General features: G+C 55.5%; 12 protein-coding genes. 6 read left to right on the top strand and 6 right to left on the bottom strand.

Features of this window, described 5'->3' with window-relative positions; translation table 11 throughout:
* Positions 1-24: 24 nt before the first annotated feature.
* The 5 genes from secD (at position 25) to E1180_RS11565 (ending at position 4,568) form a co-directional block, all read left to right on the top strand.
* Entirely contained in the window at positions 25-1,629 is a 1,605-nt protein-coding gene (secD, locus tag E1180_RS22490; protein ID WP_155191347.1) for a protein translocase subunit SecD, read from the top strand.
* 15 nt (positions 1,630-1,644) lie between these two features.
* Positions 1,645-2,592, top strand: coding sequence for a protein translocase subunit SecF (secF, locus tag E1180_RS22485; protein ID WP_155191346.1), 948 nt, complete (start codon positions 1,645-1,647; stop codon positions 2,590-2,592).
* Between the two features lie 189 nt (positions 2,593-2,781).
* On the top strand, positions 2,782-3,159 hold the full coding sequence (locus E1180_RS11575) for an Mth938-like domain-containing protein (protein ID WP_155191345.1): 378 nt from the start codon (positions 2,782-2,784) through the stop codon (positions 3,157-3,159).
* 27 nt (positions 3,160-3,186) lie between these two features.
* Positions 3,187-4,038, top strand: coding sequence for a phytoene/squalene synthase family protein (locus E1180_RS11570; protein WP_155191344.1), 852 nt, complete (start codon positions 3,187-3,189; stop codon positions 4,036-4,038).
* Positions 3,993-4,568: a GrpB family protein gene (locus E1180_RS11565; protein WP_244314044.1), complete on the top strand. Its 576-nt coding sequence runs from the start codon at positions 3,993-3,995 to the stop codon at positions 4,566-4,568. Before E1180_RS11570 ends, E1180_RS11565 begins: the two co-directional genes overlap by 46 nt.
* An 87-nt stretch (positions 4,569-4,655) precedes the next feature.
* Here the strand turns inward: E1180_RS11565 and E1180_RS11560 are convergent, their stop codons facing one another.
* Positions 4,656-5,222 carry a class I SAM-dependent methyltransferase gene (locus E1180_RS11560; RefSeq protein WP_155191343.1) on the bottom strand — a complete coding sequence of 189 codons (567 nt, stop codon included), beginning with the start codon at positions 5,220-5,222 and terminating at the stop codon, positions 4,656-4,658.
* An 18-nt stretch (positions 5,223-5,240) separates the two neighbouring features.
* Entirely contained in the window at positions 5,241-6,659 is a 1,419-nt protein-coding gene (gene trmFO, locus E1180_RS11555) for a methylenetetrahydrofolate--tRNA-(uracil(54)-C(5))-methyltransferase (FADH(2)-oxidizing) TrmFO (RefSeq protein WP_155191342.1), read from the bottom strand.
* A 362-nt stretch (positions 6,660-7,021) separates the two neighbouring features.
* Between trmFO and E1180_RS11550 the strand changes: the two genes are divergently transcribed.
* Complete coding sequence (locus tag E1180_RS11550; protein WP_155191341.1) at positions 7,022-7,720, top strand: Clp protease/crotonase-like domain-containing protein; 699 nt, start codon at positions 7,022-7,024, stop codon at positions 7,718-7,720.
* A gap of 143 nt (positions 7,721-7,863) precedes the next feature.
* On the opposite strand, the gene E1180_RS11545 is transcribed toward E1180_RS11550, so the two are convergent.
* From E1180_RS11545 to uvrA, 4 genes are all read right to left on the bottom strand, one after another.
* Positions 7,864-8,013, bottom strand: a complete 150-nt coding sequence (locus E1180_RS11545; protein WP_155191340.1) for a DUF1127 domain-containing protein — start codon at positions 8,011-8,013, stop codon at positions 7,864-7,866.
* A 657-nt stretch (positions 8,014-8,670) separates the two neighbouring features.
* Positions 8,671-9,507, bottom strand: coding sequence for a hypothetical protein (locus tag E1180_RS11540; protein WP_155191339.1), 837 nt, complete (start codon positions 9,505-9,507; stop codon positions 8,671-8,673).
* A gap of 653 nt (positions 9,508-10,160) precedes the next feature.
* Positions 10,161-10,310, bottom strand: coding sequence for a DUF1127 domain-containing protein (locus E1180_RS11535; protein ID WP_155191338.1), 150 nt, complete (start codon positions 10,308-10,310; stop codon positions 10,161-10,163).
* Positions 10,311-10,556: 246 nt separating this feature from the next.
* Complete coding sequence (gene uvrA, locus E1180_RS11530) at positions 10,557-13,487, bottom strand: excinuclease ABC subunit UvrA (protein ID WP_155191488.1); 2,931 nt, start codon at positions 13,485-13,487, stop codon at positions 10,557-10,559.
* Positions 13,488-13,827 lie beyond the last annotated feature (340 nt).

Raw genomic sequence — 13,827 nt, 5'->3', positions numbered from 1 at the left:
TGGCCGCTTTTTTAAGGCTAGATCATGCTGTACTTCGCTCGCTGGAAAATCGCGCTGATCGTGCTTGTGGTTGCTGCCGGCATTGTGACCACGCTGCCGAATTTCTTCTCCGCCAAGACGCTGGAAAGCTGGCCGGATTTTCTCCCGAAAAACCAGATGGTTCTCGGCCTTGATCTGCAGGGCGGTGCCTATCTTTTGTATGAAGTCGACAAGACCGATTACATTGAAAAGCGCATGAAGGCGCTGGTGGGTGAGATCCGGGCAACGCTCCGCGAAGACCCGCGCATCGGCTACACAGGGCTCGGCGTTCAGGGGCAATCCGCCCAGGTGAGGATCCGCGATCTCACCCGGCTCGCCGAAGCTGAAGAACGGCTTCAGCCATTGGTAAATCCGCTGGCCTCGAATTTGTTCGGCGGTCAGCCGATCGACGAATTCGAGATTACGGTCACAGATGACGGTCTTGTCCGTTTCACCTATACGGACCGCGGTCTTGAAGACCGGATGGCCAATATCGTCCAGCAGTCCATCGAAGTGATCCGCCGGCGCGTCGATGAGATCGGGACCACCGAGCCGAACATTCAGCGCCAGGGAACTGACCGAATTCTTGTCGAGGCGCCCGGCGAGAGCGATCCGGAGCGGCTCAAGGATCTCGTTGGCCAGACAGCACAGCTGACCTTCCATATGGTTGACGATTCGGGCCCGCAAGTCTTGGAAGCGCGCCAGAGCCCCGGCACCGTCGTGCTGCTGTCTGTCGACGATCCGCCATTCCCGTATCTTCTTGAGGAGGCACCGCTTCTATCCGGTGAAGATCTTGTCGATGCGCAGGTAAGTTTCGATCAGCGCAACAATGAGCCGGTGGTCAACTTCCGCTTCAACACATCCGGTGCCCGGAAGTTCGCAACGGTTACACAGCAAAACGTTGGACGTCCTTTTGCGATTGTTCTGGATGAGGAAGTCATCTCGGCGCCGGTCATCCGTGAACCCATTACCGGCGGGTCTGGCCAGATTTCCGGAAACTTCACCGTTGAAGGCGCGAACGATCTGGCCGTTCTCCTGCGGGCCGGTGCCTTGCCTGCCCAGCTGACGGTGATCGAGGAACGCTCCATCGGACCGGGCCTCGGTGCCGATTCGATTGAAGCAGGTGAAAAAGCGTCACTGATTGCAGGCGTGCTGGTGATCGTCTTCATGATCCTCGCCTATGGCAGGTTCGGTGTCATCGCCGACATGGCCCTTATGACCAATATCTTTCTGATATTCGGTGCTCTGACGACCCTGCAGGCAACACTGACCTTGCCGGGTATCGCCGGGATCGTGCTGACAATCGGTATGGCGGTGGACGCCAACGTGCTGATTTTCGAACGTATCCGGGAAGAGGCGAGAGCAGGGCGGTCCGCCATTACGGCAATTGATGCCGGCTATAAACGTGCGCTTGGGACCATCCTTGACGCCAACATAACCACGTTGATCGCTGCCGTCATCCTGTTCCAGCTGGGATCGGGTCCGGTGCGTGGCTTTGCGGTAACGCTTGCCATCGGGATCTTCACCACGGTCTTTTCGGCATTCACCTTCAGCCGCCTTCTGGTCGCCTTGTGGGTGCGTACGCGCCGGCCGACCGAGTTGCCGATCTGATCCGGGAGAAAGAAAATGTTGCTTAAACTTGTTCCGGACAACACGCATTACAAATTCATGTGGCTGCGGAAAGTCAGCTTTCCCTTGTCCGTTGTCCTTGTCATCGCATCGCTTGCGGGCTTTTTCACCGTTGGCCTTAACTACGGCATCGACTTCAAGGGCGGAACGATCATTGAGATCAAGACCGATGGTCCTGCAGATATCGGGGCCATCCGGTCTGAACTGTCCGCGCTCAATTTCGGAGATGTTCAGGTGCAGGAATTCGGTGCGCCGGACGACATCCTGATCCGCATTGAAGAACAGCCGGGCGGCGAACAGGCACAACAATCCGTTGTCACCAGGGTCCGGACGGTCTTTGAGGATGACAATGTCGACTTCCGCCGTGTGGAGGTCGTTGGACCACGCGTGTCCGGTGAGCTGGCAATGGCCGGTGCCATAGCGGTTGCGGCATCGCTGATGGCGATCCTATTCTACATCTGGTTCCGGTTCGAGTGGCACTTTGCGGTTGGGGCGATCCTGACAACGGCCAATGATGTGATCGTCACGGTTGGCCTATTCGTCCTCCTCCAGTTGGACTTTTCGCTGTCGTCAATCGCAGCGGTTCTGACGATTATCGGCTATTCGCTCAACGATACCGTCGTTGTTTACGACCGGATCCGGGAGAACCTTCGAAAATACAAGAAGCGGCCCCTGACCGACATTCTCGATCAGTCGATCAATGAAACGCTGTCCCGGACCACGATGACATCTGTGACAACCTTGCTTGCGTTGATTGCACTCTACGTATTCGGCGGAGAGGTCATCCAGTCGTTCACGTTGGCGATGATTTTCGGCATCATCATCGGAACCTACTCGTCGATCTTCCTGGCAGCGCCGTTCCTGATCCTTCTCAACCTGCGGGGCGACAGCATGTCCTCGAAGGATGATGACGAGAAGGACGCAAAAGCCGAAGCTACGGCTTAGGGCATCGGGCGTTTTATCAGAAACGCCCAAAGATGCTCGGCCATTTCACAACCGACCAGCTTTGGGTGTTAGATCGGATCCGATTTAACGCCCGCTGATCTCGCGTGGTTTCCGGAATTGAAATTCGTTCCGGGAGTTGCCTCAATGATGAGACGAATTTCAATTCCACCGCACTAGGGCCGCATCGCAATGGAAATCCGCAACGCCCATTTTCCCGGACGGGCCCCGCTGGACGCTTATGGCAATGGCGGGTTCCGTTTCGCGCAGATGTCGCACAAGGGCTCGATCCTGTGCGTCCCGAGCGGCATTTACGGCTGGAATGTTTCCGATGCTTCGGCTTTCAGCGAAGAGGCGTTTGAGCAGGTCTTGGCCGAACAGCCGGATATCGAGGTGTTGCTGGTTGGGACGGGCCTGGACTTGTGCCCGCTGCCTGCGCACTTGAAAGACATGTTCCGGGAGGCCGGTATTTTGGCGGACCCCATGTCGACCGGGGCGGCTGTGCGGACCTATAATGTTCTGCTTTCGGAAGACAGGGCGGTCGCTGCCGCTCTATTGGCTGTCGACTAATCGTCCGGCCGGACCATATGAGCGCTTATGAGCACTGATTTTGATCACGCCGCGGAGCTTGTGCGCCAATACGACAAGGATCGCTACTTAAGCGCCTTGCTCGCGCCGCCGCAGCACCGTGCCGGATTGATGGCGCTTTACGCCTTCAATTCGGAGATCTCCCGTATTCGAGATCTGGTCTCCGAGCCCCTGCCGGGAGAAGTCCGCCTTCAATGGTGGCGGGACCTTCTTGAGGGGACGGAACACGGAACCGCGGCCGCCAACCCGGTCGCAAGCGCGCTTCTGCAAACGATCAAGACCTATGATCTGCCAGTCCAATTGCTGAGCGCAATGGCCGAGGCCAGGACTTTTGATCTTTATAACGATCCCATGCCAGGCCTGAACGATCTGGAAGGATATGCCGGCGAAACCGTGTCGGGCCTCATCCAGCTGTCCTGTTATGTGCTTAACGGTGGCAAGGATCCGGCCACAGCCACGGCCGCCGGACATGCCGGTGTGGCTTATGCAATGACCGGCCTCATGCGGGCACTTCCCTGGCATGCCGCGCGCCAGCAGATGTATTTGCCCAAGGATGTGCTCGACCGGCATGGCGTGGTACCCGATACCGTCTTCAGGGGGGAGGCGTCCCCGCAGCTTTCGGCCGCGCTTTCAGAAATGCGCGGGCATGTGCGCCATCACCTGAAGAGGGTGAAGGCGGCGGCCGGTGATGTGCCGGTCCACTGCAAGGCTGCATTCCTGCCTCTGGCATTGGTCCCGGCTTTCCTGGGCAAGCTTGAGGCGGATGGGTTTGATCCGCTTAAAAACATTGCCGAAATCTCCCAATTGAAGCGACAATGGATCTTGTGGCGGGCATCGAGGCGGCCATTGGAGCGGCTTTGAGGGCTCAAGACATGACGGTGGTACTTCAGGACTATTCTGCCGAGTGGCCGGTTCGCTTTCAGGATGAAGCCTCAAAGATTGACCAAGTGCTTCAAGAAACACTCGTGGCTCTTCATCATATCGGCAGCACAGCGGTGCCGGGCTTGGTTGCCAAACCGATCATCGACTTGATGGGTGAGGTAAAGTCTCTGTCTGCCTGTGACCATGCGGTAGACGCCATGCGTGCCCTTGGCTATGAGCCCATGGGCGAATATGGCATCCCGGGACGCCGGTATTACCGGAAGTTCAATGCCGGGCGCGTCCGGACCCACCATCTGCATGTATTCCGGCAGGGAAGTGCGGATGTGATCCGTCATCTGGCCTTCCGGGATTACCTGATTGCGCACCCCGAGGCCGCCGCCGAGTATGGCGCGCTTAAGCGCAAGCTTTCCAGTCTTGATGGCGGGGACTGGGACAGTTATCTGGCCGGCAAGGACCGGTTTGTGCAGAAAACCGAACAAAAGGCCCTGATCTGGGTTGCAGGTAGGTGAGCCTGGGGCCCGCTATTGTGGTCTCAGCCGTAGTGTTGCAGCCGAACTGCGAAACGCACTGCCTTAAGCCACTTATCCGTGCGGTGCTCAGTTTTTCTTCGCCAATATAGCTAGGGAATCGCCCTCATCAAACTCGCCGAAAGAGTGGGTTTCCAGTATTTCGAATGCACTTCCCATCGCCTGTTTCAATGCCGCCTCATCTCGTGCCTTAAAAATGAGTTCAGTATCGTCCTCTGGAGCTTCCAAACGGCACCAGACAAGGTGAAACACCAATCCACCGGATGGAAGCAAGTCGGCCTGACGGCTAAAGGAGGCTGCCAGTTGTTCATCACTGAGGTGGTGGAGGACCTTATTTGAATAGATGGCATCAAATGGTCCGTCGGCTGCTATCGTCACAGCGTCGAGAGACATGACAGTCCGGTCAGGAAAGCGGGCTGTAAGCATGTCAACAAATGCCGGAGAATAGTCCGATCCCGTAACCTGATAGTGCGAAGCCAGAAGGTGCATATCGTTGCCAGGCCCGGACCCCAGCTCCAGGACTTCGGCTCCATCAGGCAATACGTTAAAGAGGACACCAAGTTGGACGGCGGCGTCATAGCCAACGCACATTTCCGCATAGGCGGCCGCATTCTCTTTATCGTGATAATAATGCATTGCAGCTCCTTCTAACTATCATTCAGCGGCTGCAGGAACCTGCCCGATTTTAGACTGCCAATCGATGAAATCCGCCTTGGCCCGGTTTGTCATGGCAAGTTTCTTGGCTCTCGATTTGTCCTTGCCTTTGATCCGTTTTCCGGTTTCGTCCTTTGTGGGGGCATCCACCGGCGGGAACAGCCCGAAATTCACATTCATTGGCTGAAAAGAGCCTGGCTTGCCAGCGCCTTCATCACGGCTGATATGGCCGCCCGTTATGTGGCCGAGGAGCGCACCCATCGCAGTGGTCTCGGGCGGCGGCGCAATTTCGCGGCCCTGAAGTTCCATCACCGTGAAGAGACCGGCCAGACAGCCGACACTGGCCGATTCCACATATCCCTCACAGCCGGTGATCTGGCCGGCGAAGCGCAGCCGTGGATCGGCCTTCAGCCGCAAGGACCCGTCAAGAAGTTTAGGCGAATTCAAGAACGTGTTCCGGTGCAGACCGCCAAGTCGCGCGAACTGCGCATTTTCAAGGCCCGGGATCATCCGGAAGATGTCAGCCTGCGCCCCGTATTTCAGCTTCGTCTGGAAACCAACCATGTTGTAAAGGGTGCCAAGCGCGTTGTCCTGGCGCAGCTGTACGACCGCATAAGCTTTTACATCGGGCTGATGCGCATTGGTCAGCCCCATTGGTTTCATCGGACCGTGGCGCAGTGTTTCCCGGCCGCGCGAGGCCATCACTTCGATCGGCAGACAGCCGTCAAAATAAGGAGTATTGGCTTCCCACTCCTTGAAATCCGCCGTGTCCCCGGCCAGCAGCGCATCGATAAAGGCCTCGTACTGATCTTTGTTGAGAGGGCAATTCAGATAGTCCTTGCCTGTCCCGCCGGGGCCAACCTTGTCATACCGGGATTGAAACCAGGCCTTATCGAGATCGACACTGTCGAAGTGTACAATCGGCGCGATGGCATCAAAGAAGGCGAGCGCATCCTCACCGCTTTTCGCCAAAACGGCCTCGGAAAGGGCGGGGGAGGTAAGTGGCCCGGTCGCAATAATGACCTTCTGCCAGTCTGACGGCGGCAGGCCGGCGATTTCCTCGCGCTCGATGGTTATGCGTGGATGGTCGGCCAAAGCCTCGGTGACGGCGTAGGAAAAGCCGTCCCGGTCAACGGCCAACGCGCTTCCGGCTGGAACCTGGTTTACATCGGCGCAGGCCATGACCAGGGATCCCAGCTGGCGTAGCTCGTGGTGGATCAGTCCAACAGCGTTTTGTTCAGAATCATCGGACCGGAAAGAATTCGAACAGACGAGTTCTGCCAGCCCTTCGGTCTGGTGGGCATCGGTTTTGCGAACGGGCCGCATTTCATGCAAGACCACGCCAAATCCGGCTTGCGCGATTTGCCAGGCCGCTTCCGAGCCCGCGAGCCCGCCGCCGATCACATGAACAGGTTGCATTGCGTATCCTTGAAAATGGTGCCGTCCGCCCGGTCCGTCCAAGCCGGATACGAGGCAGGTATCGTGAAAGCCTGAGTATCCAAAAAGCATGGTTTCCGCAACCGCCATCGCTGTCAAAGAGGGACGGGGGCAGACAACAATTGACGTCGGGGACTCAGGTATTTTCAGGTTTTGATCTTGTGTGTGCTGGCAAATATTTATTTATCCGGCTTACTGATCGGTTCTGTGCCGAATAAATATCGAATGGTTCTAGGGAGATACAAAAAAGGCGCAACTATTGCGCTTTTTTGACTTGCTCGGTCCTCGTTTCAACGTGACACTTTTATGACGAAAGGCGTCCCGGATCCGAGGAGAGATAGTTCATGTTTGATATGGCAACAGGCGGCAGCGCCAAGACAGGCGTTGGCAACAAGGCTCGAAGCCAGGGCAAGGATACGGCCAGGGTGCTTCGCCTGGTCTTGTGTGGCCTGTTGGTCTTCGGCGGTTTCATGACAACCAGCCAGCCGACATCAGCCTTTACTGTTGAGCGTGATACCAACCATCTGATGATCTCCGGCAAGATTGGTCCTGAAAGTGCCAGCGTATTTAACCGCAACCTGGTCGAAGCGCTTCTTGATCTGGCGTTTACGGGTGACCGGGACAGCCCGGTGCATCTCCATCTGGACCTCCCGCATGGGGGGCTCGCCGATGTTAGTTTTCATATTGTCGACATCATGAAGCGGGCGCAGACGCAAGGCACCCGGTTCGCCGCCCATGTTGGACCGGAGGCGTCATGCATGTCCGGCTGCACATTCCTGTTTCTTGCAGCCGATGAGCGGTGGATTGCGCCTGAAGGGCGGCTCATTTTCCACGGGTTTGCCAACCCGGACGGAACATCGGTCAAGAAGATACCGGTGAAGTATGCGCGCGATTATTATGGTCTGTTGAAGTTCGCGAATACCCGTTTCTATGAATTCTTCAAACAGTCGCGAATAATAGAGGACGATAAAAAGGTGGGCTTCACCGGGACAACCCTCTTCAACCAAACCGCATTTGCAGGCCTGATTACCGGCCTGAAGTGAAGAAGTTCCAAGGTTTCGAAAGCCCAAAAAAAAGCACCTGCCGGAGGGAGGAGGATCCGGCAGGTGCTTTTTGGGATTTCCGCAAAAACTGCGGAAGGCGCCATCGATTGCTGGGAGGAGGACGCAATCGATCGCGAAACTTATTACTTGGCGGACATGCGTGCGTAGCGTGCAATGTCTGCGCGGGCGATGCCCAGGTCGTTCAGTTCACGGTTGCTGAGGTTGGACAGCTCGTCATAGGTCTGACGGAAGCGTTTCCAGTTGTTGAACTTGCGAACTACTGTGTCGATCATGGTTGAGGCCTTTCGCTATCTAATGGCCATGGCACCGCGGATCGGCGTCTGGCCCGTTCATCTCTTACACGCCGGAAGATAGGGTTTTTGTGCAGTGCGAGGTAGGGGGCAAAATGCGCGGCAGCTATGCAAAAAATGCAGGTAAATGGCTGGTTAACACGTTTTAAATCAGTTTAAATTGGTCTTGTGTCCCAAAAACGCATGGCTTGAGAGGAAACGGGCGGGTCGACGACGTGGGTGTTGATCGGGCCGGGAGTGCTTTTCGGGCGTAGAAGGTATGACCTTTTGCGCCATGGGCCGAGCAGCGAATCGTGGTGCAGCTTCAGGCCGGGCTGAACCGGACCGGGTTCTCCGGAGGCTACTCGGATAGAGCCATTCAGCCACCTCAGTTTGATCTGGCGCTGCGTAACTTCGATCCAATCTTGCTTCAGATTGCCTTGGTCTGTGCCGTCCAATGACTGCGCTAGCCAACGTTCAAGAGCTCCCGGCCAATGCCCGTCCATGTCAGACACCTTGTAAAGCCGGGTTGCTGTGAAACACCGAATACTCTCTTGGGGAATGCTCAACAGTTAAAGCACAGATAAATCGGCCAAAGTCGTGCTAACCGCTGTCGCTGCGACAATCAGGTCGAAAATCTCAATTTTTATTGGGATTTATTTAGATCTTCATTCCTGTGGTTATCTCTGAATTCAAACTATTCTCCCAATCTACTTTCATCAGTCTGATAAAAAACAGATATCTATAGTAATTCAACTTATGCTTAATGAGTCGGTCTAACAAAGCACACGCCTCTCCAACGCAGCCATCTGGCGTAAAGTTCAGAACAACTCTGTTAGAGATCTCGTTTTTGAGGGCACCGGAAAATGCGCGCCAGTTTTCCAGTATTGACTGTTTCTCAGCCTTGAGAGAAAACTCCCATCCACCGAATTCGACAATCAACAGGCAGTCATCGTGGCCTGGTTGACAAAAAATCTCGACGTATTCACCGTTTTGTCTGGTCCCAAATATCTTCTGATTTTTTGAATTGCAGCCTGGATTGTCGCTGCTTTTTCTGATCACCAGCCCGGAGGATTGAAAGTCAACAAGACCGCACAGACGTTCTGCACGTTGGTAATTCTGACTGATCTTTCCTCTTTCATAAGCGAACGTCGAAATCTTGATTACTTTGACCGGAAGCAACTGGCCGCTGATCGACAATTCTGTGAAATACTGCAATCCAGAAGATTCCAGCTCCTTATTTTTTCCGGATGTAATAAGCCTAAGGAGCGTCGTCTCATCGACGTCTGGCAATTGACAATTTAGGTATCTTTTTGCTTTCGGATCGACTTTTGCCATATCCGCACGCAGTACGATGACTGCATTGGCCTGCATTTCCTCGACAAAGGCACCCGCGCAGAAATAAAACGGCTCTTCGTCTGCACGAACCGGTGTCGCCGAAACGGTCATAATCGCAATTATGCCATACAGAGCGAATTTAAGACCTTGTTTGAACATACCTGATCTCCGGGTCATTCTTGCCTGAACAAGGTTGTAGAACCCATGCTCCTAAAATGCATCTCTGCTCGCATATGTAGCATTCTTGGATTTTCTGCAGCTTAGTACTGCCGGTGAGGTCGTGAGAAAACTGCCAATGCACTGGCCTTGTAAAAGTTCAATGAAAAATTGCAAATAAAACATATACTACTAAAGCTAAGGAAAAAAGAGTGCGGTTGCATTACCCTGCCTACACACGCTTTGCCCGTTGGGGCCTTCCGGTTCAAGCTTTTCCATCTCGAAATTGGTTTTTCAACATGAACATCAACTCCGCCATGGCACAGGCGCGCAAGCTGAAGGCTTTGTCGGCTAGGGTGTTTTGCTGGGACACCGTTGGATGAAATTATGAGGCGCTCTGCATACTTGCGCAATCCATGAATGCGCGCGAACTACTTGGTCCCTCCGTCTAAAAAAGGACGGTTTCGGACATGTCCGACAACGGCAATCAGATTGTTTATCTGAATGAGAAAAACCCCAGACAAACGAACGCCCGCCAGTGGGAGGAGGTACTGGCGGGCGACGTTTCGACGTGGCAGGACTGGGAGGAGGGTGTCCTGCGTGTCACACGTCCGTTGGCTGGGAGGAGGATGCCTCGGGACGCGATTTCAAATTTCTCAGCCGGCAGACCGGCGTGCGGCGAACTTGATGTCACCGCGTGTAATTCCCAAATCCTGCAGCTCGCGGCTGGACATGCGGGAGAGCTCATCAACCGTACGGCGGTATTGAACCCAGTTGCTGTACTTTTGGCGCACAGTGTCAAACATCTTCTTTTTCTTTCCAATTCCGGGACGCTCATGCGTCTCTTCGTTGATTATGTATATAATTCAGCCATCGAATTATATGAAGGCCCAACTTTGCATGTCAGGCATGCATTTTGTGCAACGCAACATGTTCTGAGAAAATTATACGTATCGCGAATCAGATCGCGTGCGATGCCAGTGGCTTAGAGATATGTGCGGCGCACCTTGTTTCAAGTGCGTCGCCATCGTTTTCGAAAAAACGGACTGGGCTCACTCCGCGGCGTCGGGCGCGCGCTGTGGGCGGCGGCTCAACAGTTCCTTCAGGAACTGGCCTGTGTAGCTTTCATCGACCGTGGCGACATCCTCTGGCCGGCCGGTCGCAACAATCCGTCCGCCGCCATCTCCGCCTTCCGGTCCGAGATCGATGATCCAGTCTGCCGTCTTGATGACCTCAAGATTATGTTCGATCACCAGAACGGTGTTCCCTTGATCGACCAGTTCGTGAAGGACCTCAAGAAGCTTTGCAACATCATGGAAATGCAGGCCGGTCGTTGGTTCGTCCAGGATATAAAGTGTGCGGCCGGTTGACCGTTTTGACAGCTCCTTGGCCAGTTTCACGCGCTGTGCTTCACCGCCCGACAGCGTTGTCGCCTGCTGGCCGACCTTGATGTAGCCGAGCCCGACACGGGCAAGTGTCTCCATCTTGTCGCGCACGGCCGGGACGGCTGAAAAGAAGCTGGCTGCTTCCTCAACGGTCATGTCGAGCACATCCGCAATGGACTTGCCTTTGAACTCGACCTCGAGCGTTTCCCGATTGTAGCGCTTACCCTTGCACACATCGCAGGTGACATAGACGTCCGGGAGGAAGTGCATTTCAATCTTGATAACGCCGTCGCCCTGACAGGCTTCACAGCGCCCGCCCTTGACGTTGAAGGAGAAGCGGCCTGGTTGATAACCACGAGCTTTCGCCTCCGGCATCCCGGCAAACCATTCGCGGATCGGCGTGAACGCACCGGTGTAGGTCGCCGGATTGGAGCGCGGGGTCCGGCCAATCGGGGACTGGTCGATGTCGATGACCTTGTCGAGAACTTCAAGGCCCTCGATCCGGTCATGGGGGGCAGGGTTGTCCCGTGCGCCGTTCAAGCGCCGTGCCGCCGACTTGTAGAGCGTATCGATCAGGAAGGTCGATTTGCCCCCGCCGGATACTCCGGTGACACAGGTGAATGTGCTGAGCGGTACGTTGACGTCGACATCCTTGAGATTGTTGCCCCTGGCTCCCTTAACAGAGATCTGGCGCTTCTTGTTGATCTTGCGCCGTTCCTCAGGCTGCGGGATCATCATGGCACCCGACAGGTATTGCCCGGTGAGAGACGCCGGGTTGGCCATAACTTCGCCCGGTGTTCCCTTCGCGATTACCTGCCCGCCATGAACACCGGCTCCCGGACCCACGTCGATGACGTAATCGGCGGTCAGGACCGCGTCCTCGTCATGTTCAACGACAATGACCGTATTGCCGAGGTCCCGCAGGTGCTTGAGCGTTTCAAGCAGGCGGGCATTGTCGCGCTGGTGAAGCCCTATGGAAGGCTCGTCCAGTACATAAAGAACGCCTGTCAGCCCCGATCCGATCTGGGAGGCGAGACGAATACGCTGGCTTTCGCCGCCAGACAGGGTGCCTGAGTTCCGCGACAATGTTAGATAGTCAAGGCCCACGTCATTCAGGAACTTGAGCCGTTCGCGGATCTCTTTCAGAATCCGGCCCGCAATTTCAGACTGCTTGTCATTCAGTTTTTCCGGCAGCGTCTCGAACCACTCACTGGCCTCCCGGATAGAGCATTCTGTGACCTGCCCGATATGTCGGCCGGCAATCTTGACGGCCAGTGCCTCCGGTTTCAGCCGGAACCCCTGGCAAGCCGGACAGGCATGGTCCGACTGAAAGCGGGCGAGTTCTTCCCTGACCCAGGTCGATTCGGTTTCGCGCCAGCGGCGCTCGATATTGCCGATCACCCCTTCAAAGGTCTTGTCGGTGCGATAGCTGCGCACGCCATCGTCATAGACGAATTCAATCTTCGTTTTTCCGGTGCCGTGCAAAATCGCTTCTTGAAGATCCTTGGACAAGTCTTTCCAAGGAGTCGCCATGGAGCCGTCGTAATGCCGGCACAGAGCTTCCAAGGTCTGCGCATAATAAGGCGAGGTTGATCCGGTCTTGGCCCAGGGCAGGACCGCACCCTCCCGCAAGGACAAGGAATGGTCGGGAACGACAAGATCTTCCTCAAAGGCGAGTGTGGTGCCAAGGCCGTCGCAGGACGGACAAGCGCCAAACGGATTGTTGAACGAAAACAGACGGGGCTCAATTTCCGGAATTGTGAAACCGGAAACCGGGCAGGCGAATTTTTCCGAAAAGATGATCCGTTTCGGATCGCCGTTTTCCTCGGTCTTGTCAGCGAATTCTGCAATGGCAATACCGTCGGCGAGCTTCAGCGCTGTCTCCAGGGAATCGGCAAGCCGTCCTGCGATATCATCGCGCACGACAATCCGGTCCACGACCACATCGATGTCGTGCTTGATCTTCTTGTCCAGCACAGGGGCTTCCGAGATCTCGTGGAACGTGCCGTCGATCTTTACCCGCTGAAAGCCCTTTTTCATGAGCTCGGCCAGTTCCTTGCGGTATTCGCCCTTGCGCCCGCGCACCATGGGCGCCAACAAGTACAGTCTGGCGCCTTCCTCCAGATCCATGATGCGGTCCACCATCTGGCTGACCGTTTGGCTTTCAATCGGCAGCCCGGTGGCGGGCGAGTACGGCACGCCCACACGCGCAAAAAGAAGCCGCATGTAGTCGTAGATTTCGGTGACCGTGCCAACGGTCGAGCGCGGATTGCGGGAAGTGGTCTTCTGCTCGATGGAGATAGCAGGTGACAGACCGTCGATCTGGTCGACATCCGGTTTTTGCATCATCTCCAGAAATTGGCGCGCATAGGCGCTCAGGCTTTCCACATACCGGCGCTGGCCTTCGGCATAGATTGTGTCGAAGGCAAGGGACGACTTGCCCGACCCGGACAGGCCGGTCATGACAATCAACTTGTCCCGGGGCAGGTCCAGATCGACGCCTTTCAGGTTATGCTCCCGTGCGCCGCGTATGCTGATGACCTTCGTCGGGTCGTTTTTCCAGCTTTCGTCCGAATGCGGCAACTTCGGTGTCGTCATCATCAATATCCCGGTTCACACGCGAAAGCGCAGCGCGTGCGTGCAGTATGATTTTGTCGTGCCTTGCCTGATTTGGCTGCGGTGGTCATCCGCACGGCATGGGGTGGTGTTTTGATCCGATATAGCAGTTTCCGCGGACGCTTCCAGTGAGCCCGCTAGCTCTCGGACAAAGAACTGGCCGGGCAGAACTAGATTTCCGAGTTTACAAAGTGGACAAGAAATTAGAACATAACAAGTACAAAAAATCAGTGTGTGTCAGTGCAAAATGTGGAAAAACAAGATAAGTCACTGTTTTATATCGTTATTATAGCTGACAGGTAGTGTTTTGGAAATGAGAACA

This window comes from Roseibium denhamense, assembly GCF_009711415.1.
Lineage (GTDB): Bacteria > Pseudomonadota > Alphaproteobacteria > Rhizobiales > Stappiaceae > Roseibium > Roseibium denhamense.
The sequence above is the reverse complement of the archived record's forward strand: the minus strand, read 5'-3'. Positions and strand labels throughout refer to the sequence as shown.